General features: G+C 65.2%; 19 protein-coding genes. 10 read left to right on the forward strand and 9 right to left on the reverse strand.

Annotated elements, in window-relative coordinates:
- Positions 1-116 precede the first annotated feature (116 nt).
- Positions 117-2,564 carry an adenylate/guanylate cyclase domain-containing protein gene (locus tag IVB18_RS48600; protein WP_247987106.1) on the forward strand — a complete coding sequence of 816 codons (2,448 nt, stop codon included), beginning with the start codon at positions 117-119 and terminating at the stop codon, positions 2,562-2,564.
- Positions 2,565-2,890: 326 nt separating this feature from the next.
- Here the strand turns inward: IVB18_RS48600 and IVB18_RS48605 are convergent, their stop codons facing one another.
- Positions 2,891-4,141: a Spy/CpxP family protein refolding chaperone gene (locus IVB18_RS48605; protein WP_247987107.1), complete on the reverse strand. Its 1,251-nt coding sequence runs from the start codon at positions 4,139-4,141 to the stop codon at positions 2,891-2,893.
- A gap of 152 nt (positions 4,142-4,293) precedes the next feature.
- Positions 4,294-5,286, reverse strand: a complete 993-nt coding sequence (locus tag IVB18_RS48610) for a LysM peptidoglycan-binding domain-containing protein (RefSeq protein WP_247987108.1) — start codon at positions 5,284-5,286, stop codon at positions 4,294-4,296.
- 214 nt (positions 5,287-5,500) lie between these two features.
- Between IVB18_RS48610 and IVB18_RS48615 the strand changes: the two genes are divergently transcribed.
- Positions 5,501-8,164: an EAL domain-containing protein gene (locus tag IVB18_RS48615; protein ID WP_247987109.1), complete on the forward strand. Its 2,664-nt coding sequence runs from the start codon at positions 5,501-5,503 to the stop codon at positions 8,162-8,164.
- Positions 8,165-8,337: 173 nt separating this feature from the next.
- A complete protein-coding gene (locus IVB18_RS48620; protein ID WP_247987110.1) occupies positions 8,338-8,697 on the forward strand; it encodes a hypothetical protein in 360 nt (119 codons plus the stop codon).
- A 30-nt stretch (positions 8,698-8,727) separates the two neighbouring features.
- On the opposite strand, the gene IVB18_RS51805 is transcribed toward IVB18_RS48620, so the two are convergent.
- Positions 8,728-8,850, reverse strand: coding sequence for a hypothetical protein (locus IVB18_RS51805; RefSeq protein WP_256476674.1), 123 nt, complete (start codon positions 8,848-8,850; stop codon positions 8,728-8,730).
- Positions 8,851-9,170: 320 nt separating this feature from the next.
- On the opposite strand from IVB18_RS51805, the gene IVB18_RS48625 reads away from it, so the two are divergent.
- From IVB18_RS48625 to IVB18_RS48635, 3 genes are all read left to right on the forward strand, one after another.
- Positions 9,171-9,308 carry a hypothetical protein gene (locus tag IVB18_RS48625; protein WP_247987111.1) on the forward strand — a complete coding sequence of 46 codons (138 nt, stop codon included), beginning with the start codon at positions 9,171-9,173 and terminating at the stop codon, positions 9,306-9,308.
- Between the two features lie 124 nt (positions 9,309-9,432).
- Positions 9,433-10,557 carry a beta-propeller fold lactonase family protein gene (locus tag IVB18_RS48630; protein WP_247987112.1) on the forward strand — a complete coding sequence of 375 codons (1,125 nt, stop codon included), beginning with the start codon at positions 9,433-9,435 and terminating at the stop codon, positions 10,555-10,557.
- A 216-nt stretch (positions 10,558-10,773) separates the two neighbouring features.
- A complete protein-coding gene (locus IVB18_RS48635) occupies positions 10,774-11,673 on the forward strand; it encodes an HlyD family efflux transporter periplasmic adaptor subunit (RefSeq protein WP_247987113.1) in 900 nt (299 codons plus the stop codon).
- 72 nt (positions 11,674-11,745) lie between these two features.
- Here IVB18_RS48635 and IVB18_RS48640 read toward each other — a convergent pair whose 3' ends face one another.
- Positions 11,746-12,594 carry a caspase family protein gene (locus IVB18_RS48640; RefSeq protein ID WP_247987114.1) on the reverse strand — a complete coding sequence of 283 codons (849 nt, stop codon included), beginning with the start codon at positions 12,592-12,594 and terminating at the stop codon, positions 11,746-11,748.
- Positions 12,595-13,018: 424 nt separating this feature from the next.
- Here IVB18_RS48640 and IVB18_RS48645 point away from each other — a divergent pair, with 424 nt between their 5' ends.
- The 3 genes from IVB18_RS48645 to IVB18_RS48655 all read left to right on the forward strand — a co-directional run bounded on the left by IVB18_RS48645 (position 13,019) and on the right by IVB18_RS48655 (position 17,022).
- Complete coding sequence (locus IVB18_RS48645; RefSeq protein ID WP_247987115.1) at positions 13,019-14,749, forward strand: hypothetical protein; 1,731 nt, start codon at positions 13,019-13,021, stop codon at positions 14,747-14,749.
- 157 nt (positions 14,750-14,906) lie between these two features.
- Complete coding sequence (locus tag IVB18_RS48650; RefSeq protein ID WP_247987116.1) at positions 14,907-15,647, forward strand: thermonuclease family protein; 741 nt, start codon at positions 14,907-14,909, stop codon at positions 15,645-15,647.
- A 187-nt stretch (positions 15,648-15,834) separates the two neighbouring features.
- Positions 15,835-17,022 carry an aminotransferase class V-fold PLP-dependent enzyme gene (locus IVB18_RS48655; RefSeq protein WP_247987117.1) on the forward strand — a complete coding sequence of 396 codons (1,188 nt, stop codon included), beginning with the start codon at positions 15,835-15,837 and terminating at the stop codon, positions 17,020-17,022.
- Positions 17,023-17,231: 209 nt separating this feature from the next.
- On the opposite strand, the gene IVB18_RS48660 is transcribed toward IVB18_RS48655, so the two are convergent.
- Together IVB18_RS48660 and IVB18_RS48665 are read right to left on the reverse strand one after the other, a co-directional pair.
- Positions 17,232-18,341 (reverse strand): hypothetical protein, encoded by a 1,110-nt coding sequence (locus IVB18_RS48660; RefSeq protein ID WP_247987118.1) that lies wholly within the window; start codon positions 18,339-18,341, stop codon positions 17,232-17,234.
- Positions 18,341-19,777: an MBOAT family protein gene (locus IVB18_RS48665; RefSeq protein ID WP_247987119.1), complete on the reverse strand. Its 1,437-nt coding sequence runs from the start codon at positions 19,775-19,777 to the stop codon at positions 18,341-18,343. Before IVB18_RS48665 ends, IVB18_RS48660 begins: the two co-directional genes overlap by 1 nt.
- Positions 19,778-20,119: 342 nt before the next feature.
- On the opposite strand from IVB18_RS48665, the gene IVB18_RS48670 reads away from it, so the two are divergent.
- Positions 20,120-22,225 (forward strand): S9 family peptidase, encoded by a 2,106-nt coding sequence (locus IVB18_RS48670; protein WP_247987120.1) that lies wholly within the window; start codon positions 20,120-20,122, stop codon positions 22,223-22,225.
- Positions 22,226-22,434: 209 nt separating this feature from the next.
- Here IVB18_RS48670 and IVB18_RS48675 read toward each other — a convergent pair whose 3' ends face one another.
- The 3 genes from IVB18_RS48675 to IVB18_RS48685 all read right to left on the reverse strand — a co-directional run bounded on the left by IVB18_RS48675 (position 22,435) and on the right by IVB18_RS48685 (position 25,815).
- On the reverse strand, positions 22,435-23,154 hold the full coding sequence (locus IVB18_RS48675; protein ID WP_247987121.1) for a ribonuclease activity regulator RraA: 720 nt from the start codon (positions 23,152-23,154) through the stop codon (positions 22,435-22,437).
- A 64-nt stretch (positions 23,155-23,218) separates the two neighbouring features.
- Complete coding sequence (araD, locus tag IVB18_RS48680; RefSeq protein WP_247987122.1) at positions 23,219-24,955, reverse strand: L-arabinonate dehydratase; 1,737 nt, start codon at positions 24,953-24,955, stop codon at positions 23,219-23,221.
- Complete coding sequence (locus IVB18_RS48685) at positions 24,952-25,815, reverse strand: ABC transporter permease (RefSeq protein WP_247987123.1); 864 nt, start codon at positions 25,813-25,815, stop codon at positions 24,952-24,954. The genes araD and IVB18_RS48685 overlap by 4 nt, the downstream gene beginning before the upstream one ends.
- Position 25,816: the final 1 nt, after the last annotated feature.

Raw genomic sequence — 25,816 nt, forward strand, 5'->3', positions numbered from 1 at the left:
ACAGCGGGTAACCACGCCGGGCGCTCGCCGGTCGATCGGCCCAAATTGTGCTAGAAATGCCGTCGGGCGCGTACGGCCCGTAGCGCCGGCCTCGGTGGCGGCGCGAGAGGATCCGGATGGCAGGAGCGAAAGACAAGTCCAGGTTTCTTCGCGAGGGCCTGTTCGCCAAATACGTCGTCTCCCTCGTCGGCCTCGTCGTGTTCGTGCTCGCCGTCAACGGTGCGATGGAGACCTGGATCTCCTACCGCGCCACCAGGACGTCGCTGACCGACGGGTTGGAGGACAAGGCGCAGGCCGCTGCCCGGCGCATCGAGCAATCGGTCTCCGAGCTCGAGCGCCAGATCAGCTGGGTGACGCGGGCAAGCCAGGACACGCTCGAGAAGCGCCGCGCCGACTACGCCCAGCTCCTGCACCAGGTCGCGGTCGTCTCCCAGTTGTTCCAGCTCAATGGCGAGGGCCGCGAGGTGCTGCGCGTCTCGCGCCAATCGACCTCGACCGGCGGCAACGCCGATCTCTCCCGCGACATGCGCTTCACCGACACGGTCGCGCGCGGCGTCAACTACGCGCCGGCCTATTTCTCCGACCGGACACCGTTCATGTCGATCTCGGTGGCGCATTCCGGCTTCAACGCCGGCGTCACCGTGGCCGAGATCGATCTCAGCTTTCTCTCCGAGTCGCTGTCCGATGCCCAGGTCGGCAAGGCGGCGTTTGCCTATGTCGTCGATCCGCGCGGCCGCGTCCTGGCGACGTCGTCGAAGGGGCCCGAAATCGGCAAGGACCTGTCGAAGCTGCCGCAGGTGGCAGCTGCGATCGCGCCCGGCCGCGAGCCCGACAGTTCCGGCACCGACTTCAACGGCCATTCGGTGATGAGCGCCGAAAGCACCGTGCCAAAACTCGGCTGGAGCGTGCTGTTCGAGCAGCCGACCACCCAGGCGCTGATGCCGATCCGCGACCAGCTCGTGCGCATCGCGCTGCTGATCGGCATGGGCCTGATGGTCGCGATCCTCGCCGGCACGCTGCTGGCGCGCCGCATGATCATCCCGATCACGGCGCTGCGCGACGGTGCGCACCGGCTCGGCGAGGGCGATTTCAGCCATCGCATCGACGTGCACACCTCCGACGAGCTGGAAGAGCTCGCCGGCCAGTTCAACCGCATGGCCGGCCAGATCCAGGAGACCTATTCGGATCTCGAAACCAAGGTCGAGGAACGCACGCGCGACCTCGCGCAGTCGATCAACGAGCTCAAGGTGCTGGAAGAGGTTGGCCGCGCGGTCGCCTCCTCGCTCGATCTCAATGCCGTGCTGCCGACGATCGCGGCACGCGCGATCGAGATCACCCATGCCGACGCGGTGCTGATCTACGGCTATGACGCCGAGAAGCACCGCTTCAACCTGGTCGAGGCCAATGGCATCGACAAATCGGCCGAGGGCGCGCATGTCACGATCGACGAAGGCCAGAATATTTTGAGCGATGCCGCGGCGAGCTGCGAGCCGATCGCGCTTCCCGATCTCGACCGGGCCTTCGAACAGCCGCTGCGCGACGTCGCGGTCGACGCCGGCTTCCACTCGGTGCTGGTGGTGCCGCTGGTCGATCAGCAGGGCACGCTCGGCTCGCTGGTGGTGCTGCGCCGCGCCAGCGGCGAGTTCGCCAGCAGCGTCACCGGCCTGATGCGTACCTTTGCCAACCAGGCAGTGCTGGCGATGCGCAATGCGCGCCTGTTCAGCGAGGTCGACGACAAGGGCCGCGAGCTCGCCGCGGCGCACGAGACCGTGCAGCAGCAGGCGACAAAACTCCAGGAGCAGACCGAGCAGCTCCGCAACTGGAATCGCTCGCTGGAGGAGCGCGTCGAGAAACAGTTAGGGGAGATCGGCCGTATCAAGCGGCTCGAACGTTTCCTCGCTCCGCAGGTTGCCCAGCTCATCGCATCCTCCGACGGCCACGATGCGCTGCTCGACAGCCACCGCCGCGAGGTGACCGTCGTGTTCTGCGACCTGCGCGGCTTCACCTCCTTCACCGAGGCGACCGAGCCGGAAGAGGCGATGAACGTGCTGCGCGAGTATCACGCGGCGCTCGGCGAATTGATCCACCGCTATGAAGGCACGCTCGACCGCTTTGCCGGCGACGGCGTGATGATCCTGTTCAACGCCCCCATTCAATTCGCCGACCACCCCAAGCGCGCGGTGAAGATGGCGGTCGAGATGCGCGACGAGATCGGCAAGCTGACCGAGAAATGGAAGAACCGCGGCCACTCGCTCGGCTTCGGCCTCGGCGTTGCGATGGGCTACGCCACGCTCGGCCAGATCGGCTTCGAGCAGCGGCTGGAATATGCCGCGATCGGCAGCGTCACCAATCTCGCCTCGCGCCTCTGCGACGAGGCCAAGGCCGGCCAGGTCGTGGTCAGCCGCCGCGTCTACGGCATGGTCGAGCCCTGGGTCGAGGCCCGTGCGCTCGACGACCTCGTGCTCAAGGGCTTCAACCATCCGGTGCTCGCGATGGAGATAATGTCGTGGCGCGAGGAGGTGGAGAACGTGGTGGACGCGGCAGCGGCGCGGCGGCGAGGGTAGCAGGCGCAGACGTGCGCCAATTGCTCCGCTGTCATGCCCCGGCTTGACCGGGGAATCCAGTACGCCGCGCCCTCTCGATTCCATCATTGCCGTCTCTGGAATACTGGATCGCCCGATCAAGTCGGGCGATGACGGCCACCTGAAACAAAAAAGTCGAAAACAACCCCATGCACAGTAGACGGTGCGTGCGGGATCAATGACTTACGCGCACGTTGCGGACGTCGTTTTGACACGTCGGGCAAAACACTGGCAGGATGGCATCATCGGGCAGCGGTGCCGAACCTCAGCACATCACGCCCTGGTGTGGTTTCCCCGACGGGCAGCAATCACGTCCCCCGCTTCGGCCCCATCGCCTCGAACCCCGTCTTCTGTTCGTCGCTCAAATCCGCCTCGAAATCATCCAGCGCATCGCCGACGCCCTTCACCGCTTGCAGCATTGTCTCGAGCCGCGCCTTCACAGCGGCGAGGCGGGCTTGCGGTGTCGCCGCGGGCTTCGTTGGGCAGGCGCTCAGCGTCTGCATGGTGCGCAGCGCGGTGTCCTGGAGCACGTCGAGCCGGGCGCGGGCGGTGTCGTCGAGGCGAAGCGTGGCGGCGATGTCGTCTGCGGGCCATTGCTGCTGCACGAGCTGCTCGTATTGGCGCTGCACCTGCTCGTCGTAGCGGGGATCCGCCTGGCAGGCCGATGCCGCCTGGGGGTTCTTTTGCTGGCCTGACGCAAGCGCGGCGCCACGCTCTTTTGCCAGCGCATCGAGCTTTGTTTTCTGACGATCGTCGAGGAGATCGACGAACTTCGCGAGCGGCGGCGCCACCGTGTCTGTCGCCTTGATCATGGCCTCCAGGCGGGCCTGCATCAGGCCGATGCGTTCCGCCGCCGCAGCGGGGGCCTGCGCCGGGCAGGAGGCGCGGATGGTGTCGCGCGCTGTGGTCCATGCGGTCGCGAGCTCGTCGAGGGCCGTGCGCTGTAATTCGTTCGGCTGCGCAGCGGCAATGATGCGGTCGACCGGCAAGCCGCCGGTGTCGCTGACATCGCAGACATTCTCGACCGATGGGACTTTTCGCGCGCGCCTGCCTTGCGGGGCGGTGTAGGCGGCGAGCTCCGTGGCTGCATAGGGCGCGAAGATCGCGGCATAGATATCGCCATAGCCGTAGAGCGAGAGGCTGGTCGCATCACCGAAGATGATTGCGGTGGTGAGGTCATCATGCGCGAACGGCCAGAACACCGGGCCTACCCAGCCATAGCTGCCGTCAGGGTGGCGCCACCAGCCCTGCGGGCGGCGACCGCCATGCCAGCCCGACAGCGCAGCTTGCGCCGTGAGCGCCGCGCGCAAGATGTAGGGATTGGCGGGCTGTCCACGCTCAGCGCCGCGGGGATCCTGCGATCTCAACGCGGCGGAGCGAGTGCGACCGCCGCGCACGCCCATGCGGGCGTGCCGCAAGCGCGACAGGCCGATCACGTGGCCGACGGCGAAGCGGGCGACGCCGAGCGGACCGCCGCGCAGCCCGAACTGCGCCTCGGCCCTATTCGGCAGCAGCACCGCCAGAACCAGGATGGCCGCGCCGGCCAGCGCCAATCCCATGCGCGATCTCGACATGACCACCGAGCTGGCCACTTCTTGGTCCTCCAAGCGCGCACCGCGCCGCATGACCATGACTCCGAGCGGAACCAAAGGTTCCGACTCCAAGGGAGTCAAAGGGAGTCAAAGCGTCGCAGACGAAGCGCTTCGGTCCCTCACTCCGTCTTTTGCGGCAGCACGAAAGTCTGGCCGGGATAGATCAGGTTGGGGTTGTGGATCTTGTCGCGGTTGGCTTTGAAGATCACTGCGTAGCGGGCACCGTCGCCGTAGGCGAGACGGCTGAGGGCCCAGAGGCTGTCGCCGCGGGAAATCACCCGGCTTCCGCCCCTTTCCGCGGGCGCAGCGCCGAAGACCTCCGCGGCCGAAGCCGATGCGACCGTCGCGCCAGCGGTTTCGGCTGGCGCCCTTGCCAAAACCCTCGGCTTCGGCGGCCCCATCATTCTGGGCCGAGCCGCCGACGCCGAGGCAACGCGCGACGCGGCGGACGGCAAGGACGCGACGACGTCCGATTTCTCGTCCGGCTTCTCGGCCTGCCTGGCGGCCGGTGCGGGGCGCACGGGCGGCGGCGCCGCTTCGGCAATGGTCACAGGCATGGTGCGGCCGGACTGCGTGACGGTGCCATCCGGCGCCGTTGCGCGCAGGGTCAGCTCATAGCTGCCGGCGGGAAGCTGCGACGGCGTCATGACGAACAGGCCCGAAGCGTCAGCCACCACGCTGTCGAGCGGCTGACCGTCACGCAGCAGCTCGACCTTGGCGCTCGGAGCGGCCTTGCCCGCGATCACCGCCGCCTCGCCATGATCGTCGACGCGGGCGACATCGAAACGGGGGCCGACGTCGGTTGCGGCCGGCGGCGCCTTGACCGGCGCGAGATCGGCGAGCGCGGCCGTGACCTGCTTCTGCGTTTCGGCCATGGCGCCCGTCTTCGGTGCGGCGGTGAGCTTTGGTTCCTCCGGCTTCGGTTCTGGGTTGGCCTCGGCTTTGGTTTCAGCTCTGGTTTCAGGCCTTGCATCCGGCTTGGCGGCGACGGCGATCTCGGTGTTCGCGCCGCCGGGCAGCAACCGGCGCAGTTCGGCGGGACCGATCACCAGTGCGGTTCCAAAAACGGCGAGCACGCAGAGTGCAATGAAAGCCTTGGATGCGGTCATCATCGACATCAAACCCCGGAGCACAAATCAATCAATCGCGGCAAGTTGCGCCGATTTGGCCGCGGCAGCAAGACAGCCGATAGTCTCGCGGCCCCGGCGATGTCGTCATTCCTCGCGCCAACCACCCTGATTCCACTCCGATTCATGGTTCCCTAACCCTTGCTGGTAACGGGCTCTTGTCGGTTTTGCTGCATCTTGCATCCCACGGGAGGGCTGCATGGGCACATCAATCCGATGGACCGCGCGCACGCGCGCGCTGCTGCGCCGCTGGCGCGGGGCGCCGCTGACATGGCTGATCATCGGCGGCTTCGTGCTGATGGCCGCGACCGCCATCGGCACTGCGCTCACCGTCGATCGCTTCCGGCAGAGCGCGATCGAGAGCGGACGCGACGGTCTGGAGAGCGCGGTGCGGCTGCTCGCCCGTCACTTCGACCGCGAATTCGAGGATTTCGCGGTGCTGCAAAAGAGCGTCATCGCCGAGCTCGAAAGCCATGGCATCGAATCCGCGGACGTGTTCCGCAGCGAGATGGGCACGCTCGCCATGCATGAAGTGCTGCACGCAAAAGCCAGCGGCTGGTCCGACGTCGCCGGCGCCAATGTGTTCGATTCCAGGGGCGTGCTGATCAACTCGTCGCGGCGCTGGCCGGTCGCCGATATCTCGGTCGCCGACCGCGGCTATTTCAACCGTCTCAAGAATGATCCGGCTGCACAGGAAGAGGTCGAAGTGGTCCCGGGACGGATCGGCAATGGCCCAGCCATCGTGTTCGCACGGCGTGTGTCCGGCCCGCATGGCGGATTCCTCGGCATGGTCTCGCGCGCGATCACGCCGGAGCAGCTCGAATCGTTCTTCGCCTCGACCGGCCTCGGCGAGGAATCCTCGATCGCGATGCACCACCAGAACGGCCAGCTGCTCGCACGCGTCCCGCATGTCAACGCCATGATCGGGCAGAATTACCGCAAGGGCTCGCCCGAGCAGATGGCCGTGTTCGAGCGCACCTTCGTCACGACGCAGCTCGCAAGCCCGATCGACGGCAAGGACCGCATCGTCGCCGCGCGTCTCTTGACCGGCGAGCCGCTGGTCGTGGTCGCGACCAAGTCGCTCGACGCGACGCTCGCCACCTGGCACACGCAAACCAAATTCTTCGTTACCGTGGCCGTGCTGTCGATCGGCCTGCTCGTGCTCACGTTGTTCCTGATCTTCCGCCAGGTGACGCGCCGGCTCTCGGTGGAGAAGCAGCGGCTCGACACCGCGCTGAACACGATGACGCAGGGCCTTTTGATGTTCGACCAGGACAAGCGGCTCATCGTCTGCAACCGGCGCTACGTCGAGATGTACGGGCTGTCGACCGGCGCGGTCAAACCCGGCGCGTATTTCCGCGACGTGATCCAGCACCGCCACGATACCGGCTCGTTCCACGGTGACGTCGAGTCTTATTGCGACGGTATCTTGACCAATGTCGGGCGGACGCAGAGCACCATCGTGGAGACCGCCGACGGCCGCCTGGTCGAGATCAAGAACCAGCCCGGCGCCGCCGGCGGCTGGCTCGCGACCCATGACGACGTCACCGAGCGCATCCGCTCCGACGAGCGCATCGCGCATATGGCGCATTACGACGCGCTCACCGACCTTCCCAACCGCGTGCTGATGCGCGGCCACCTCGAGCGCCGCGTCGCCGAGCTTGCCGCGGGCAAACCGTTCGCGATTCTCTATATCGACGTCGACGAGTTCAAGGGCGTCAACGACTCGCTCGGCCATGAGGTCGGCGACGAACTGCTGCGTCAGGTCGCAAACCGCCTGCGCGCCTGCGTCAGCGGCAACGACCTGGTGGCAAGGCTCGGCGGCGACGAATTCGCCATCGTCAAGGCCGGCACCAACGACCAGGCCGAGCTGACGGCATTGGCGGAGCAGATCCTGACGACGCTGCGCACGCCGGTGAACTGCAAGGGTCAGGAGATTCCGACCGATGCCAGCATCGGCATCGCGATCGCGCCCGACCACGGCGACAATCTCGACGATTTGCTCAAGCGCGCCGATCTCGCGATGTACGCGGCGAAATCCGAGGGCCGCCGCACCTTCCGCGTCTTCGTGCCCGAATACGATGCCAAGGCGAAACAACGCCGCCAGCTCGAGCTCGATCTGCGCCAGGCGCTGGCGCGCGGCGAGTTCGAGGTACACTACCAGCCATTGGTCGATCTCGCGGCCAATGTGGTGACCGGCTGCGAGGCGCTGCTGCGGTGGCACCATCCGGAGCGCGGCATGGTCTCGCCCGCGGACTTCATTCCTGTCGCGGAAGACACCGGCCTGATCGGCGAGATCGGCGAATGGGTGCTCAAGCAGGCTTGCACCGAGGCTGCGGGCTGGCCCGGCGATATCCATATCGCGGTCAACGTGTCGCCGGTGCAGTTCCGCGCCAAAACGCTGGCGCTCAAGGTCGCCGCGGCCCTTGCGGAATCGGGCCTGGCACCGGGACGGCTCGAGCTCGAGATCACCGAGACCGTCCTGATCCGCGACGACGCCGAGGCGCTGACGATCCTTCAGCAGCTCCGCGAGCTCGGCGTGCGCATCGCGCTCGACGATTTCGGCACCGGCTATTCGTCGCTGAGCTATCTGCACCGCTTCCCGTTCGACAAGATCAAGATCGACCGCAGCTTCATCAGCGACATCGGCGAGCCCGAAGATTCCTCACCGATCGTCCAGGCGGTGGTGCACATGGCCGCCGCGCGTCAGATGGCGACGACGGCCGAAGGCGTCGAGACCGAGGCGCAGCGCGAGGTGCTGCGGCGGCTCGGATGCAGCCAGATGCAGGGCTGGCTGTTCAGCCCGGCCGTGCCGGCCGCGCGGCTGAAGCAGTTGCTGTCGGCGCAGGCTGTGGCGGCCTGAGGCCGTTCCTTCGCCACCTCCCGAAAAATAGGATCAAACCTCGCGTGCTGCGGTTATCGCCCTGCTGAAGCGGCCGGAACCCTGGCCGCCGCCAGCCAACACCGCATCGCGCGCTTCGCAGACCGCCGCGTCTGTGGGCTGTTGCGCGCGTTGCGCACATGGAGCGAGGCGACATGGCGATCGCGACCTTCCGGATGATTCCTCTCGTGGTGGTTGCCGCCATGATCGGCGTGCCCGTGGCTGCCCGCGACGATGGCCGCTACGCGAATTCTCCGCTCAAGGGCTGGTTCGAGAGCCTGCACAGCAAGGCCGGCGGCCCCTGTTGCGCGAATGCCGACGGTACCGCCCTCGACGAGGTCGACTGGGACACGAGGAGCGGACATTACCGGGTCCGGCTCCAGGGCGAGTGGATCGAGGTGCCCGACGACACCGTGATCACCGAGCCGAACCGCGCCGGCCGCACCATGGTCTGGTCTTATTACGTCAACGGCCGCGCGGTGATCCGTTGCTTCATGCCTGGCAGCATGACCTGAATCGGGACAGCATCCGGAAAACGCGGAAATTCACATCTGCTGTCTTGCGGCGCGCACTTCCGCGAATTCAGCGTCCGGATGCGCGATGATGGTGGCGAACATGATGCCGCTGATGATCAGCGACCAGGCGGTGTCCCAATAGATCCAAAACATATGCCAGCCTCCGTTTCGTCTCCTCCGCCCGCGGGATCAAGGTAACGGCAAAACAAGGCTGCCGTTCCCGGTGCAATTGCGGCACGGCGAGGCGCGGGCGAAGCGCAGCGCTATCTTTTGTTGGTCGGCGGGACCTTGCGATCGGTTTGACCGGTGTGGCGCTTTGCCACGACATCTTCATCCCGCGAGCCTTCGCGCGGGCGCGGCGTTGGTTCGCTTTTCGGCTGTGAACGAGTTCATAGAGGCCTCGCTGTCTGCGTTGCACGATGGTTCTCACGCGCCCCCCGGCGCACCGAACTTTCGACAGCGGATTTGGCCTGATGCGGAAACGACTCGTCGCCTGGACCATCCTGACCGCCGCGCTGCTGGCGGTCGCCGTGTGGACCGTGCTCGGGCCGCCCGACCACGCATCTGGTTCGCATCTCCCCTCCCGCAGCCTGGAAGCGGCCGTGCGATAGCCGGCCCTGTCCAATCGATACAATTTCGGTATCGATCGATCCCAATTGGAATTTGGTGCGACGGCCCGCCTGCCGCTATCCTCGCGCAAACGACAACGCCGTACCGGCTCAAGGAGGAACGCCCATGCTCAGACCAACACGCCGCATCGCAATCAGTGCCCCCCGCGCGGTGATCGCCACCGCGCTCGTCTTTCTCGCCCTCATTTTCGGAGTCCGTACCGGCATGGCCGAAACCTTCGCCTATGTTGGCAACGCCGACAGCAACGACATCAGCGTGTTCAAGATGGCCGAGAGCGGCGAGATGATTCCGGTGCAGACGGCCGCGTTCACGGGCGTCGAGAAGCCCGGCTCCTCGACGCCGATTGCCATTACGCCCGACCGCCGCGTGCTGATCGCCGGCGTCCGCTCGCAGCCGCTCCAGGCAGTGAGCTTCGCGATCGATCCCAAAACCGGCCAGCTCAGCCATATCGGCAACGGACCGCTCGCTGACAGCATGGCAAACATCGCGAGCGATCGCAGCGGCAAATTCCTGTTCAGCGCCTCCTACGGCGGCAACAAGGTCGCGGTGAATCCGCTTCAGGCAAACGGCGTCGTCGGCGAGCCGAAACAGGTGATCCCGACCGGGCTGAATGCGCACGCCTTCCTGCCCTCGCCCGACAACCGGTTCGTGTTCGCGACCAATCTCGGCTCCGACCAGGTGTTGGCCTTTGCCTTCGATGCCACCACCGGCGAACTGACGCCGAGCGATCCGCCGACCCACAAGGTGCCGGAAAAATCAGGGCCGCGGCACTTCGTGTTTCATCCCAATGGCAAGTTCGTCTATCTCGTCCACGAGCTGAACGGTGACGTCGCGGCGTTCGCCTATGAGGCCAAGAGCGGCGCATGGGACGAGATCCAGCGCACCACCGCGCTGCCGGAAGGATTTTCGGGAAAGCCCTGGGCTGCCGACATCCACATCACGCCGGACGGCCGCTTCCTCTACGCCTCCGAGCGCACCACCAGCACGCTCACTGCCTACAAGGTCGACGCGGCAAGCGGCAAGCTGACCACGATCGGCAGCGTGCCGACGGAGAAGCAGCCGCGCGGCTTCAACATCGATCCGTCCGGCCGCTATCTCGCTGCAGTCGGCGAGACGTCCGACAGCATGACGGCCTATGCCATCGACCAGAGCAGCGGCGCGCTCGCCAAGCTGAAATCCTACCCCACCGGAAAGAAGCCGAACTGGGTGGAGTTTTTGAGCCTGCCGTGAGGGGGCGCACAGCCCGTGGCCATGGCCGGGGTTGACCCGGCCATGGCGAGCTTTGCGAGGCGCATGACCGTCAGCGAACCTCGTCTTCGTTTCCGCGACTAATTCAGCAGGCGGCATCGCGCCGCCTGCTGCGGCAGCTTCGGCCTTGTCGCGCCCATGGCCGGCCGCGGCGGCTTCTGCTATCGATTGAGGCCTTGCGGCCAACCGGAATGACCTATGCGTCCATTGCCTGCGCGTTGCTTTTCCCAAAAACTCGTTGCCCTTGCCGGACTGCTGGTGCTGTCCGCCCACCCTGCGCCTGCCGCCGACGACGCGCCCAAGGATGCGCCCAAGGGGCCGGCGGTCACGGTGCTGAAGGCGGCGAAGTCCTGCTTCTCCGACATCGTCGAGGCCACCGGCACGATCGTCGCGCGCGAGGAGACCTCGGTGCGGCCCGAGCGTCCGGGGCTGAAGGTGACGGAGGTGCTGGCGGAAGCCGGCGACACCACCACGGCCGGCCAGGTGCTGGCGCGGTTGGCGCTGCCCGAAGGCGGCACGCTTCAGGTCGCCGCGCCGGTGGCCGGCGTGATCGCCACCTCGACTGCGCAGATCGGCGGGCTCGCCTCGGCAAAGGGTGAGGCGCTGTTCACGATCGTGGCGCGCAGCGAATACGACCTGGTCGGCCTGGTGGCGACCAGCGACGTGAGGAAGCTCGCGGTCAACCAGCCGGCAACCGTGCGCGTGGCCGGCGTCGGCGATATCGACGGCAAGGTGCGCCGCATCGGCCCGACCGTCGAGCCAAACATCCAGCAGGGCTTGGTCTATATCGGCATCTCGTCGCAAAAGCGGCTGTTGCTGAACGCGAGCGGGCGCGCGCTGATCAAGACCGGACAGAGCTGCAATGTCGCGGTGCCGCTGACCTCCGTGCAGTATTCGTCCGCCGGCACCGTGGTGCAGGTGATCCGGCGCAACCGCGTCGAGACCAAGCGCGTCGAGGTCGGTTTGATGTCGGGCGGCAATATCGAGGTCCGCGACGGCCTCAACGAAGGCGACATCGTCGTCGCCCGCGCCGGCGCGCTGTTGCGCGAAGGCGATCCGGTGCGCCCGGTGATGGCGAGCGCGGAAGCGGCGAAGTAGCAGCCACAATCGCCATTGCGAGCAATGACGATGTGGGTGCAGACGTGCGTTACGCGCGTCGTCGAAGCAAAACTAGCCGCCGGCTTCGCCGAAGTGGACTTCTTCGAGCAGCGACGAGGACACGGTCGGGACCTGGTCGCCTTCGGAGGCGCGGGAGATGGCGACGCGGGTCTTGTTGAAGACGCTTTCGGCGCTGCCCTGCGCATTGAGGTTGCCGAGGAGCTCGCTGATTAGCGTGCTGTGCTCGCCCTTGCCGTCGTCGGCGACCTTGCCGGGCGACGCCGAGGAGAGGATCAGCGCATTGTCGGGCGTGCCGATCGGCGCGAGTCCATGCGAGTAGGAACGGAAGCGGCGCTCATAGGGATTGCGGCGGGAGGCATCGACGACGACGAGCTTGGCCTTGGCGCCCTGCTCCTTCATCATGTCGAGCACGCCGTCGATGGAGACGCCCTGGCGGCGCACGTCGCTCTCCTTCCAGATCACGGCATCGACCGGCAGCATGTAGCTCTCGCGGCCGGCCTGCACGCCATAGCCGCCGAAGAACAGCATGACGACGGTGTCGCGCTTGATCCGGGACTTGAGGCGGTTGACGGCGCGGACCATGTCGTCCTTGCTCGCGTCTTCCACCATGTCGACGTCAAAGCCGTTCTTGCGCAACGCCGAGGACAGCGCGCGGGCGTCGTTGATCGACTGCGTTAGCGGCGCGCTGGCGTCGGGATAATGACCATTGCCGATGACGAGCGCCAGGCGCGAGGCATGGCCGATGGAGCCCGTGATCTGGTCGGTCGTGACGGCCTTGGCGGCATCGATTGCGCGCATGTTGAGAGCGGCATGGGCGCCGATCGCGAGCGACACCGTGCCGATGAGGGCCGCGGCGACCGCTATCGTGCGTCGGGACATGTCGAGCTGCCTAACATTCATCTCGGTTCGTTCCTGTCAGTGCCAAAGACCGGCCAAGCGCGCGCACACTGGTTGAGTAGCGCGATGGCGTCTTCAGGTTTGAGGGATTGGCCGGGGGAGTGCCCCCGAATTGCGCACAATTTGCGGCGCCGCACCAAACAAAGCCTTAACCGGATATAGTCTCCCCGGCAATAGATCGCCAGAAATTTGAGCTAAGTGGCTGAATATATTGGTTAATCATCCGACCGCGATTTGCGTATTTTTTCATCGCCGACCCCTTGTCAGGGCCTCGATCATGCAGCCCTCGTGCCGGCTTTTTCCGTGACCTCCATCACGTTTGAATTTCCTGCGAATCCGGGTAGCTTTTTCAAAGACTTGCGGGGGTGGCGTGCAGCTGGGAGCATGCTGGCCGGCCCCCGGCCAAGGTTCCGCGACCAGGTATTTCATGAACTTTCATTATTTTGCCGGCGCCGCCTGCCGAGCGCTGACGGCGCGGAAGGACGGCCCTTCTCTTTACGACGTCTGCGATCCCGTATTGTCGGGCCAGGCCAGCGGCGATCCGCATCTGGCCAAATTCTACAAGACCGCGCTCGGCAATCCCGCACTGCGGGTGCTGCTTCGCCGCGCCGGCCTGCCCGAACTGCGTAACGAGGCCAAACTGACCCGGCTGCGCGAGGCGCTGGTTCGCGCCCGCGACGACGCCGAGCCCGATTGGGCGGCGGTCGGCCAGCCCGTCGCCGACCTCCTCGACACCATCGCGCTCGATCATCCCAAGCCGCCCGCCGTGCCGTTCGTCGGCACCATGCCACAGCAGGCGCAGATCGACGGCGTGATCCGCGACTGCGCGCAGCATCTGTTGCGCTCATACGGTCAGAACGGTTTTCTGCCGACCTATGCCGCGTTCAACCTGATCGGCGATCCCGACTTCCGCGGCCGTGAGCTGACCATGGCGCTGACCGGCCTGAACGCGCGCGGCTACAAGAACTCCTCGCTGCTGTTCAACCTCGCCCGCGTCTTCATCGCGCGCTCGCCCGCGCGTGCCGTCGTCAATCAGCCCTGGACAGGGATTGCCGAGCCGATGTGGCAGCCGATGCAGATCCGCCACCGCTCGGCCTATTACGACGCGTTCTTCATCGAGGCGCTGTTAAGCTATTTCGAGACCGGGCTCGCCTCGCCTGCCGACAAGACAGCGGCACAGCGCGCCATCGCCGACATGGTCGATTTCTGCGTCAACATCAGCCGCGAGCCGGTAGAGGGCGCCGACGGTGCGCGGTTCGACGTCATCACCGCGCTGGCGCCATCGCCACATCCGCGGTTTTCCCGCTTCTTTGCCCAGATCAAGCAGGACCTTGGCTTCGGCGTCTACGTGCCGGACTGCGACACCACGGCGTGCTCGATTTCCGCGGCGACACAGGCCGGCTGCATCGATCCGATCCTCGACCAGCCGCTGCTGGACTTCTATGCCGGCTACCAGGTGCGCGCAGGCGTCAACGAGCCGCGCGTGACCGTGCCGCTCAACGACAACATCGACTACGAGGGCGGGGTCGCGACCTGGATCGATAATCTCAGAGGCGAGCGGCCCTATGGCAACGATCTCGATCCGACGCTCAACCTCGACATTCTCGAGGTGAGTTTTCGCAATCTCGCGCGCTGGAAGATCTTGGAGACGCCGGCGCGGCTTGCGACCGTGCATCGCATCATCGGCTTCCAGAAGCGGCTGGCCGCGAGCGGCGCTTTCGCCAATCCACGTTCGCACATCTACTATCTGCCGGAACTCTACAGCGCCTATTTCGGCCGTTGCTATGCGGCCTTCCTCGCGCTGCCGCTGGCGGCGCAGACAGCGATCGATCCCAACGGCGACTTCGATTTGATCCGTCACCGCGTGCTCTCCTATGTCCAGGGCGAGCTGATGACCGCCGAGATGAACGTGTTTGACGCGGCGTTGGCATTAATCGCGCTCGGCCATCTCGGTGCCGACCCGCGCGCCTTTGCGCCGGCGCTGAACGTGATCGTCGCCCAGCTCGGCGAAGGCGGCCGCCGCGGCCCGTTTCGCGCCTATGAATGGAACAAGATGAAGACGCCGACGCGGATTCTGGTCGGCGGCCCGGAGGTGACGTCGGCGTTCGTGCTGATGGGGCTGGCGGTGGCTCGCAGGCGAATGGTGAATGGCGAATAGGGTCCGCCGCGCCCCTATTCGCTATTCCCTATTCGCAATCCGCCCGCTTCGATGACGGGAAGTTGAAAGCCTATCTGTTAGGCAAGCGCTGGCCGAGCGGCCAAAAGCCGACCACAATTGCACGGTCTATCGAGATTTTCCTCACACGCGGACCGGCATGTTGCAAAAATTCCTGATTGCGCTGTCACTGCTCGCCTTATCTTTGCCCGGCTTGCCGTCGCTGGCGCAGGCCGCCGACATCACGGGCACCGCAAAGGTCCGCGACGGCGATTCCGTCCTGATCGGCAACACAAGGATCCGGCTCGGCGGCATTGACGCGCCGTCGTCCGATCAGCTCTGCCTCAACACCAAGGAAGAGCGCTGGACCTGCGGAATCGCGGCGCGCGACGAGCTCGCCAAATACACCGAGGGCAAAAGCTGGGTCTGCCATGCCCGCGCGATCGACCGGCGCGGCCGCACCGTGGCGCGCTGCGAGGTCGGCGGCGAGGACATCCAGAAATGGCTGGTACGCAGCGGCTGGGCGCTGTCCTACACCCGCGTCTCGCACGACTATGACGCCGATGAGGCTGCCGCGCGTGAGGCCAAAGCCGGGATGTGGCAGGGCGCCTTCATCGCGCCCTGGGACTGGCGCGTGCGCAACAAGAAGACGGCGATATTGGGTGCCACCAAGCCGCCCGATGGAGCGCATTCGGTGCTGCTCGCCTCGGCCTCGGGCCCGGTTGCCCCCTCGCCCGACTGCACCATCAAGGGCAACGTCAACAGCGCCGGCGAGTGCATCTACCACCAGCCAAACAGCCGCTGGTACACCCAGATCAAGATGAAAATCAGCAAGGGCACCCGCTGGTTCTGCTCGGTCGAGGACGCCGAAGCTGCCGGCTGCCGCGAGACGAAGCGATAGAGCATGGTCCGGACCCGAAGGGGCCGCGTTGGCGCAAAGTGTGAAGCGGTTTTCCGACAAGACGATGCTCAGAACAAAAGACCACCTCAGACCTGCATTTTCCGTGCTTTTCTTGGGCGCCTCCAACGCGTAGAAACGCAAGTCATCAACCCTCCAGACCGTCTTCACGACACAAGGACCAACAGCAATGACCGTTCGCGCGGGCCGGGAATTTCTGGCCATCCCCGGGCCCACCACGATGCCCGACGAAGTGCTGCGGGCGATGCATCGTCCGGCGATCGACATCTACTCCAAACAGATGACCGATCTGACCGAGAGCCTGCTCAGCGACATCTCGAACCTGTTTGCGACCAAGGGCAAATCCTACATCTACATCGCCAATGGCCACGGCGCCTGGGAAGCGGCGCTGAGCAATGTGCTGTCGCGCGGCGAGAAGGTGCTGGTGCTGGAGAGCGGGCGCTTCGCGATCGGCTGGGGCCATGCGGCAGCCCTGATGGGCGCCGAGGTCGAGGTGCTCAAGGGCGACTGGCGCCGCGCGGTGCGGCCGCACGAGGTCGAGGAGCGCCTGCGCCGCGACAAGGAGCACACCATCAAGGCGGTCGTCGTCGTCCAGGTCGACACGGCCTCGGGCGTGCAGAACGACATCGAGGCCATCGGCAAGGCGATCAAGGCGAGCGGACATCCGGCGCTGTACATGGTCGACACCGTCGCCTCGCTTGGCTGCATGCCGTTCGAGATGGATAAATGGGGCATCGACGTCGCGATGTCCGGCTCGCAGAAAGGCCTGATGACGCCGCCCGGCCTTGGCTTCGTCGCCGCCAACGCGCGCGCGCTCGAGGTGCACAAGAAGGCGAACATGAGCACGCCCTATTGGAGCTGGAGCGAGCGCGAGGGCACCGAGCATTATCGCAAATACGCCGGCACCGCGCCGGTGCATCTGTTGTTCGCGCTGCGCCAGGCGATCGACCTCTTGCACGAGGAAGGGCTGGAGAATGCCTTCCGTCGCCACAGCCTGCTCGGCGAAGCCGCGCGCTGTGCGGTCGGCGCATGGTCGGAAGGCCAGGTGCTCGGCTTCAACGTGGCGGAGGCAAACGAGCGCTCCAACACCGTGACCACGGTGACGATGAGCAACGGCCATGATCCGGCAGTGCTGCAACGCTATTGCAAGGAGAAGTGCGGCGTCGTGCTCGGCAACGGCATCGGCGATCTCTCCGGCCAGGCCTTCCGCATCGCCCATATGGGCCACGTCAACGCGCCGATGCTGCTCGGCACGCTCGGCGTGATCGAGATCGGCCTCAACGCGCTGAAGATCCCGCACGGCAAGGGCGGGCTCGAAGCCGCGGTCGCGTATCTCGGCGAGCAGGTGGCGGTGTAGGAGGCTACAAACTCCGCCGTCGTCCCGGACAAGCGAAGCTCCTGGCAACGCGAAGCGTTGTCCAGGACAGAGCGCCGATCCGGGACCCATAGCCACAGGAAGTGATTTGGCGAAGACTCGGAGTTACCAGTTCGCGCCAAATTCCTCCCTGGGGTTATGGGTCCCGGATCTGCGCTTCGCTTGTCCGGGACGACGGCGGAGTATTTCGGCTACGGCTGTTTTACCCGATACGCCCCGACCTGCGCCTTCAACTCATCCAACGACGCGAGCGGCGTCTTCGGATTGACCCGATACTCTCCACTCGCCAGCCACGACAATACCTTCGCATCAACGATCGGCGAATGGTGGATGACGTCGCTGTAATTGCCGAGGTCGTGGGTCGCTTCCTTGATCGCGCGGAAATCATGAAGGCGCACGTTGGGAAGCTGCGTCAGGCGCTGCGCAATGACAGCCGTAAGATCGTAGACGATCTTCAGCGTCGCCGGCGATGCATCGCGCATTGCGACGAATTGCAGGATCGAATAGGGCGGGAGGTAGATATCGAACGTCACGTCCGGATGGCGCCTGATCAGGCCCACGGCATCGCGCTCGAAATGCCGGACCATGGCGTCATAGCCGTAGCCTTCGCCGAGGAAGCGGCTGCGCACGGGATCGGTGATATAGGCGAAGGCGGCAAGCGCTCTCTCCGCGTTGTAGGCGCGGGCGCGGTCGACATCCCGCGGCAGCGCGTAGATGTCGTCGACGTCGGACAGGGCAAACTTGACGGGGAGAAAAGGCGCCGCCCGGGTCATCGGCTCCCGTAGCGGCGGAATCGACCGCAGCACTGCGAACATGGATTCCTTCACCATCGCGGCGCTGAACAGATAGGTCGCGATCCCCTTTGGCGTCCCGCGATAGAGATCGGCCGAAAGATAGGGATCGGCGTCGATGTCGGGCGCGTCGACGAAAAGCCAATCGTCGATCTCCCAAATCACGCGCCGGGCGCCGCGGGCGACCGCGTGCTCCAGCACAAAACCCTGCTGGCGTGAATTGGATCCGGTCATCGCCAGCTTGAGCGACTGGACGTCGAGCACGCGATCGATATCGCTCTGCCGGAAATGAATCGCGAGCGAGCTGCCCATCAAGACCGTGTCGAACGACTGGCTGCGGATCAGCCCGGCATTCTGCATCCGCGTGTCGTCGGAATAGAAGGCCGAGACGAGGCGCGACGGGCGGAACAGTTGCAGCGGATCGACGGCGAAGGTGAGCGCAGCCGCGCCCAGCACGCATGCGGCGCTGGCAAGGAGAAGACGCTTCAAATTGGTGAACGTGCCCCGCATCAGAACCGGAAATAGATGAATTCGCTGTGGCTCTGGATGCCGAGAATCCCGAACGCGAACACCAGTGAGGCGCCATAGAGAAACAGCGGACGCATTCGTCCTGCCATGAGGCTCTCGCCGACCGTGCGATTGCCGTGATCGTAGCCCATGATCGCTTGCGTGTTCGGCGCCAGCCACACCAGCGCAGCGTAGACCGTGACCTGCACCAGTGCCGCGATCTCCTCGCGGCCGAAGGCGATGTTCGCGGGGTCGGCCATGGCGCGGAGGATTCGCAGCGCCCAATCCACCCGCTCGGCGCGAAAGAACACCCAGGCGACGACGACGGCGAGGAAGGTCAGCACGGCGCCCGCGGTGCGGGCCGGGCGCGCAAGAGGCGACGGGATGTTCGGCACCAGCGCGTTGAACGCGTGGTTGATGCAGAGATAGGCGCCGTGCAGCGCGCCCCACACGACGAACGTCCAGGCCGCGCCGTGCCAGAGCCCGCCGAGCAGCATCGTGATCATCAAATTGAAATAGCGCATCGCGCGGCCGCGGCGGTTGCCGCCGAGCGGGATGTAGAGATAGTCGCGCAGGAATTGCGACAACGTCATGTGCCAGCGGCGCCAGAACTCGACGATGCTCGTGGCCTTGTACGGCGAGTTGAAGTTTACGGGTAAGAAGATGCCGAACATCAGGGATATGCCGATCGCCATGTCGGAATAGCCTGAGAAGTCGAAATAGAGCTGGAACGTGTAGGCGAGAGCGCCGAGCCAGGCCTGGTCGAAGCTCGGCGAGCGCGCATCGAAGGCGAGCGCGACCAGGGGCTGGATGCCGTCGGCGAGGCAGGTCTTCTTGAACAGGCCGATCGCGAAAATGATCACGCCGCACAGGATCAGATGCGTGTCAGGATGCTTGGTCTCCTTCCGCTCGAATTGCGGAATCATGTCCTTGTGATGGAGGATCGGTCCTGCGATCAGATGCGGGAAGTAGGTCACGAACAGCGCATAGGGCGGCAGCGCGTAGGCCGCGACCTGCCTGCGATAGGCATCGACCAGGAACGCGATCTGGGTGAAAGTGTAGAAGGAGATGCCGACCGGCAGCAGGATGTGGACCGCGACATGCGTGCCGAGCAGCGCATTGACATTGTCGGTGACGAAACCGGCATATTTGAAGATGCCGAGCACAAGGAGATCGCCGGCGACGCCGAGGGAAAGTGCCGCCCGGCGGCGCGATGGACTGAGCTCCGCGGCGATCAGGAGATAGCCGATGCCATAGTTGAAGGCGATCGACGCCAGCAACAGGGCCACGAACTGCCAGTTGCCGATGGCGTAGAAGGCGAGCGAGGCTGCCGCCAGCCAGATCACCGGGGTCAGATTGCTGCGCCGCCCGAGCCAAAAGTACCCGACCAGCACGGCAGGCAGGAACAACAGGATGAACGGGTAGGAATTGAACAGCATCGGGCTGGACCGGCGGCGGGGACATGCCCACTAAAGGACTTGGCCCCTAAAGCATACAAGGGGCCAATCAACAACCCGGCGCCTTGGCGCGGCGATGCTGGCAATTTGGCAGATAGAGACGATATAAGCCGGCCGTGCCTTCCCCCTCTCCCCGTTCTTACGGGGAGAGGGTTGGGGTGAGGGGGCCGTCTCGGCAAGGATGGTGAGAATTGGACTCGCGGAGAGTCTCCCTCACACCCGGCTCGCACCGGACGATGCTTCGCATCGCCGGGGGCGAGCCGACCCGCAAGCGGGGCGCGTCAAGAACGGCGACGCACGGATACGCATCTGAACGAGGATCGAGTGACACAAGCCAAAACGCCTTCCCAGCCGCCCGTCGCCCCTCGCCGGCCGCATTCGTTCACCCGGCACGGCATCACCGTCGGCGATGACTACGCCTGGCTGAAGGATGACAAATGGCAAGAGGTGCTGCGCGACCCGGCCGTGCTCGATCCCGACATCCGCAAATATCTCGACGAGGAGAACGGCTACACCGAGAGCCTGCTCGGCCATACCTCGCCCTTGCAGAAGACGCTCGTGCGCGAGATGCGCGGGCGGATCAAGGAGGACGATTCCAGCGTGCCGTCGCCGGACGGGTCGTTCGCCTATTTCCGCAAGTTTCGCGAAGGCGGACAGCATGAATTGTTCGGCCGCATGCCGCGCGACGGCGGCGACAGCCATATCGTGCTCGACGGCGATGCGCTCGCCAAGGACCACAAATATTTCAAGTTCGGCGGCAGCCGGCACTCGCCCGATCACAAGCTGCAAGCCTGGAGCGCCGACACCAAAGGTTCGGAATATTTTTCGATCCGTGTCCGCGACTGGGCGACGGGCACGGATCTTGATGAACTCGTCGAGGAAACCGACGGCGGCATCGTCTGGAGCAAGGACACCAAGAGCTTCTTCTATGTGAAGCTCGATGACAACCACCGGCCGATGCAGGTGTGGCGGCATCGGCTTGGCACACAGCAGGCCGACGACATCCTGATCTATGAGGAGCAGGATTCCGGCTGGTTCACCCATCTGCACGAGAGCACCAGCGGGCGCTTCTGCGTGATCGCGGGTGGCGATCACGAGACCTCCGAGCAGCGGCTGATCGATCTCGCCCATCCTGAAGCGCCGCCACGCCTGGTCGCGGCGCGCGAGGACGGCGTGCAATATTCGCTCGCCGACCGCGGCGATGAACTCCTCATCCTCACCAATGCCGCCGACGCCATCGACTTCAAGATCGTCACCGCGCCGCTTGCCGCACCCGAGCGCAAGAACTGGCGCGACCTGATCCCGTATCGTCCCGGTATCTACATCATCGACCTCGATCTCTATGCCGGCCATCTGGTACGGCTGGAGCGCGCCAACGCGCTGCCGGCGATCGTGATCCGCGATCTCGTGTCCAGCGAAGAGCACGCGATCGCCTTCGACGAGGCGGCCTATTCGCTGGATACGATGGGCTCCTACGAATTCGAGACGACGAATCTTCGCCTCGCCTATTCGTCGATGACGACGCCGTCGGAAGTTTACGACTACGACATGGCAAAGCGCACGCGCACCCTACGCAAGCGCGAGGAGATTCCGTCCGGCCACGACGCGGCCGACTACGTCACGACCCGCATCATGGCGACGTCGCATGACGGCGCGGAGGTGCCGGTGTCGATTCTCTATCGGCGCGGGCTCAAGCTCGATGGCACTGCGCCGCTGCTGCTCTACGGCTACGGCTCCTACGGCATGGCGATGCCGGCCTCCTTCAACGCCAACCGCCTGTCGCTGATCGATCGCGGTTTTGTTTACGCCATCGCTCATATCCGCGGCGGCGCCGACAAGGGCTGGGGCTGGTATCTCGACGGCAAGCGCGAGAAGAAGACCAACAGCTTTGACGATTTCGCCGCGAGCGCGCGGGCGCTGATCGACGCAAAGTATACCAGCGAAAAACGTATCGTCGGCCATGGCGGCTCGGCCGGCGGCATGCTGATGGGCGCGGTCGCGAACCGTGCCGGCGAATTGTTCGCCGGCATCGTTGCCGAAGTGCCGTTCGTCGACGTGCTCAACACCATGCTCGACGACACGCTGCCGCTGACGCCGCCGGAATGGCCGGAATGGGGCAACCCGATCGAGAGCGAGAAGGATTTTCGCACCATCCTGTCCTACTCGCCCTACGACAACGTCGCGGCGAAGGACTATCCGGCGATCCTGGCCATGGGCGGCTTGACCGATCCGCGCGTCACCTACTGGGAGCCCGCCAAATGGATCGCGCGCCTGCGCGCCGCCATGAGCGGCGGCGGCCCGGTCCTGCTCCGCACCAACATGGGCGCCGGCCACGGCGGCGCATCGGGGCGGTTCAACCGGCTGGACGAAGTCGCGATCGTCTATGCGTTTGCGCTCTGGGCGGCGGGGATGGCGGAGGCGGAGGTGTAGCCCCGCTGCCTCCCCGATGTCGTCCCGGCCTAGCGCGCAATTGCGCACGGGGGCCGGGACCCATACCGCGTGATCTATCGATAGAGCGCGGTACTTGTACCGCGGGAAGACCTCTTAACTGCTGATCTTCGCCAAACTTCTCCCTGGGGGTATGGGTCCCGGCCTTCGCCGGGACGACGGCGGAGTGTGTGGCGGCGCCTTCAAAACAACTACCTTCCGTTCGCCTTCCGCCATGCCGCGAAATCGGTCAGCGTTTGCGGATCGGTGGCTGGATAGAGGCCGAAGATGCCGCGGCCCTTGTTGACTTCTTCGGTGACGAAGTCCTCGAACGCGGTCATTTCGAAGGTTTCGTTGGCGATCTCGTCGGCGAGATGCGCGGGGATCACGATCACGCCGTCGCTGTCGCCGAGAATGACGTCGCCGGGAAACACCGGCGCATCACCGCAGCCGATCGGGACGTTGATCTCGATTGCATGATGCAGCGTCAGATTGGTCGGCGCGCTCGGGCGATGGTGGAAGGCGGGGAAGCCGAGCTTGGCGATCTCGGCGGAATCGCGAAAGCCGCCGTCGGTGACGACGCCGGCGACGCCGCGCTTCATCAGCCGTGTCACCAGGATCGCGCCGGCTGACGCCGCGCGCGCGTCCTTGCGGCTGTCCATCACCAGCACCGCGCCGGGCGGACAATCCTCGACCGCCTTGCGCTGCGGATGCGAGCGGTCACGGAACACTTCGATGGTGTTGAGGTCCTCGCGCGCCGGCATGTAGCGCAGCGTGAAGGCCTCGCCGACCATGACCGGCTGGTCCGGGCCTAAGGGGTGCACATCCTGGATCATCTGGATGCGCAGGCCGCGCTTGAACAGTGCGGTGGCAACGGTGGCGGTGGAGACGGTCTTGAGCTTGTTGCGGGTGGCGTCGGTGAGTTTTGTCATTGCTTGAACTCTCTCATTGGTCGTTATTCCGGGTTCGATGCTTTGCATCGCCCCGGAACGACAGTCAGTAAATCGACGGCTCGCCGATCGGCGCGCCGAAATCGGTCTCCAGGAAATCGAAGTCGCAGCCGTCATTGGCCTGCTTGATGTGTTTTGTGAACATCCAGCCATAGCCGCGCTCGAAGCGGCGCTCGGGCTGCTTCCAGGCGGCGCGGCGCTTTTCGAGCTCGGCCTCCGACACGTCGAGGTTGATGGTGCGCGCGGCGACGTCGAGCGTGATGCGGTCGCCATTCCGCACCAGCGCCAGCGGCCCGCCGACGTAAGACTCGGGCGCGACGTGCAGGATGCAGGCGCCGTAGCTGGTGCCGCTCATGCGCGCATCCGAAATGCGCACCATGTCGCGCACGCCCTGCTTCACGAGTTTTGTCGGGATCGGCAGCATGCCCCATTCCGGCATGCCCGGGCCGCCCTGCGGCCCCGCGTTGCGCAGAATGAGGATGTGATCCTCGGTGACGTCGAGATTGGGATCGTCGACCGCCTTTTTCATCGACGGATAGTCGTCGAACACCAGCGCCGGCCCGGTGTGCTTGAGGAAGCGCGGCGCGCAGGCGGAGGGCTTGATCACGCAGCCGTCGGGCGCGAGATTGCCCTTGAGCACCGCGAGCGCGCCCTCTTTGTAGATGGGATTGTCGACCGAGCGGATCACGTCGTCATTGTGCACTTCGGCATGCGCGATATCTTCGCCGAGCGTCTTGCCGGTGACGGTGATGCAGTCGAGATGCAGATGCGGCTTGATCTGGCTCATCAGGGCCGGCAGGCCGCCGGCATAGAAGAAGTCCTCCATCAGATAGGCATCGCCGCTCGGCCGCACGTTGGCGATGACAGGCACCTTGCGGCTCGCGATCTCGAAATCGTCGAGCCCGATGTCCTGGCCGGCGCGGCGGGCCTGCGCAATCAGATGGATGATCGCATTGGTCGAGCAGCCCATCGCCATCGCCACCGCGATCGCGTTCTCGAACGCCTTGCGGGTCTGGATCGTCTTTGGCGTCAAATCCTCCCAGACCATCTCGACGATGCGGCGGCCGCATTCGGAGGCCATGCGGATGTGGTTGGCATCCGCCGCCGGAATCGAGGAGGCGCCGGGCAGCGTCATCCCAATGGCCTCGGCGATCGCGGTCATGGTCGAGGCCGTACCCATGGTCATGCAGGTGCCGTAGCTGCGGGCGATGCCGGCCTCGATGTCGAGCCAGTCCTTGTCGGAGATCTTTCCGGCGCGCCGCTCGTCCCAATATTTCCAGCCGTCAGAGCCGGAGCCGAGCGTCTTGCCCTTCCAATTGCCGCGCAGCATCGGACCCGCCGGCAGATAGATCGCCGGGATGTTCATCGAGGTGGCGCCGAGCAGAAGCGCAGGCGTGGTCTTGTCGCAGCCGCCCATCAGCACCACGCCGTCGACGGGATGGCTGCGCAACAGCTCCTCGGCGTCCATCGCCAGCAAATTGCGGTAGAGCATGGTGGTCGGCTTGAGCAGCGATTCCGACAGCGACAGCGCCGGCAGCTCCAGCGGCAGGCCGCCGGCCATCAGGATGCCGCGCTTGACGTCGTCGACGCGCGACTTGAAATGCATGTGACAGGGCTGGGCGTCCGACCAGGTGTTGAGGATCGCGATGATCGGGCGGTCCTTCCACTCCTCCGGCGTGTAACCCATCTGCATGGTGCGTGAGCGGTGACCGAACGAGCGCAGATCGTCGGGTGCGAACCAGCGCGCGCTGCGGAGTTGGTCGGGCGTTTTCTTCTTGGTCATGATTGGGTGCCCCATTTCTGGACGGTGTTCCGCTCGAGGGCGCGGAAGATCAGGTTCTCGACAAAGAGCCCGATGATGATCACGGTCAAGAGGCCTGCGAAGACTGCAGGAATATCGAGCAGGTTGCGGTTCTCGAAGATGAACCAGCCGAGGCCCCCTTGGCCCGAGGACACGCCGAAGACCAGTTCGGCCGCGATCAGCGTGCGCCAGGCAAAGGCCCAGCCGATCTTCAGGCCGGTGAGGATCGAGCCGAACGCGGCGGGAATGAGGATTTTCGCCACGTAGGGCAGCCCGCGGAGGCCGTAATTGCGCCCGACCATGCGTAGCGTGTTGGACACGCTCTTGAACCCGGAATGGGTGTTGAGTGCGACCGGCCACAGCACCGAATGTATCAGCACGAAGACGAGGCTGCCGTTGCCGAGACCGAACCAGATCAAGGCGAGCGGCAATAGCGCAATGGCGGGCAACGGGTTGAACATCGCCGTGACAGTCTCGAGGAAATCGGTGCCGATTCGAGTCGAGATCGCGAGCACCGTGAAGATGGCGGCAAGCGCGATGCCCGCCGAATAGCCCATGAACAGCACCTTCAGCGAGGCCCAGGCCCGCATGGGGATTGTGCCGTCCTTCACGCGCTCGAACAGCGTCACGAAGGTATCGTGCAACGTGGGAAACAGCAGGGGATTGTCGAGTGCGAGGCCGTAGGCTTCCCAGATCGCGCCCAAGAACAGGATGATGACGGTCTTGCGGACGAAGCCGTCGTTCCACAGCAGCTCGGCAACGCTCAGCTTGCGCTCGACTTCGCCTGCGCCGGCAGTAGCGGCAGCCGGCGCGTCACGCAGCAAAATTCTCGCTTCGCCCATG

Source organism: Bradyrhizobium sp. 186, from assembly GCF_023101685.1.
Lineage (GTDB): Bacteria > Pseudomonadota > Alphaproteobacteria > Rhizobiales > Xanthobacteraceae > Bradyrhizobium.

Coding starts and splice junctions, on each gene's coding strand:
- IVB18_RS48600 (WP_247987106.1), top strand. CDS start 117: ATGGCAGGAGCGAAAGACAAGTCCAGGTTTCTTCGCGAGGGCCTGTTC.
- IVB18_RS48605 (WP_247987107.1), bottom strand. CDS start 4,141: ATGGGATTGGCGCTGGCCGGCGCGGCCATCCTGGTTCTGGCGGTGCTG.
- IVB18_RS48610 (WP_247987108.1), bottom strand. CDS start 5,286: ATGATGACCGCATCCAAGGCTTTCATTGCACTCTGCGTGCTCGCCGTT.
- IVB18_RS48615 (WP_247987109.1), top strand. CDS start 5,501: ATGGGCACATCAATCCGATGGACCGCGCGCACGCGCGCGCTGCTGCGC.
- IVB18_RS48620 (WP_247987110.1), top strand. CDS start 8,338: ATGGCGATCGCGACCTTCCGGATGATTCCTCTCGTGGTGGTTGCCGCC.
- IVB18_RS51805 (WP_256476674.1), bottom strand. CDS start 8,850: ATGTTTTGGATCTATTGGGACACCGCCTGGTCGCTGATCATCAGCGGC.
- IVB18_RS48625 (WP_247987111.1), top strand. CDS start 9,171: ATGCGGAAACGACTCGTCGCCTGGACCATCCTGACCGCCGCGCTGCTG.
- IVB18_RS48630 (WP_247987112.1), top strand. CDS start 9,433: ATGCTCAGACCAACACGCCGCATCGCAATCAGTGCCCCCCGCGCGGTG.
- IVB18_RS48635 (WP_247987113.1), top strand. CDS start 10,774: ATGCGTCCATTGCCTGCGCGTTGCTTTTCCCAAAAACTCGTTGCCCTT.
- IVB18_RS48640 (WP_247987114.1), bottom strand. CDS start 12,594: ATGAATGTTAGGCAGCTCGACATGTCCCGACGCACGATAGCGGTCGCC.
- IVB18_RS48645 (WP_247987115.1), top strand. CDS start 13,019: ATGAACTTTCATTATTTTGCCGGCGCCGCCTGCCGAGCGCTGACGGCG.
- IVB18_RS48650 (WP_247987116.1), top strand. CDS start 14,907: ATGTTGCAAAAATTCCTGATTGCGCTGTCACTGCTCGCCTTATCTTTG.
- IVB18_RS48655 (WP_247987117.1), top strand. CDS start 15,835: ATGACCGTTCGCGCGGGCCGGGAATTTCTGGCCATCCCCGGGCCCACC.
- IVB18_RS48660 (WP_247987118.1), bottom strand. CDS start 18,341: ATGCGGGGCACGTTCACCAATTTGAAGCGTCTTCTCCTTGCCAGCGCC.
- IVB18_RS48665 (WP_247987119.1), bottom strand. CDS start 19,777: ATGCTGTTCAATTCCTACCCGTTCATCCTGTTGTTCCTGCCTGCCGTG.
- IVB18_RS48675 (WP_247987121.1), bottom strand. CDS start 23,154: ATGACAAAACTCACCGACGCCACCCGCAACAAGCTCAAGACCGTCTCC.
- araD (WP_247987122.1), bottom strand. CDS start 24,955: ATGACCAAGAAGAAAACGCCCGACCAACTCCGCAGCGCGCGCTGGTTC.
- IVB18_RS48685 (WP_247987123.1), bottom strand. CDS start 25,815: ATGGGCGAAGCGAGAATTTTGCTGCGTGACGCGCCGGCTGCCGCTACT.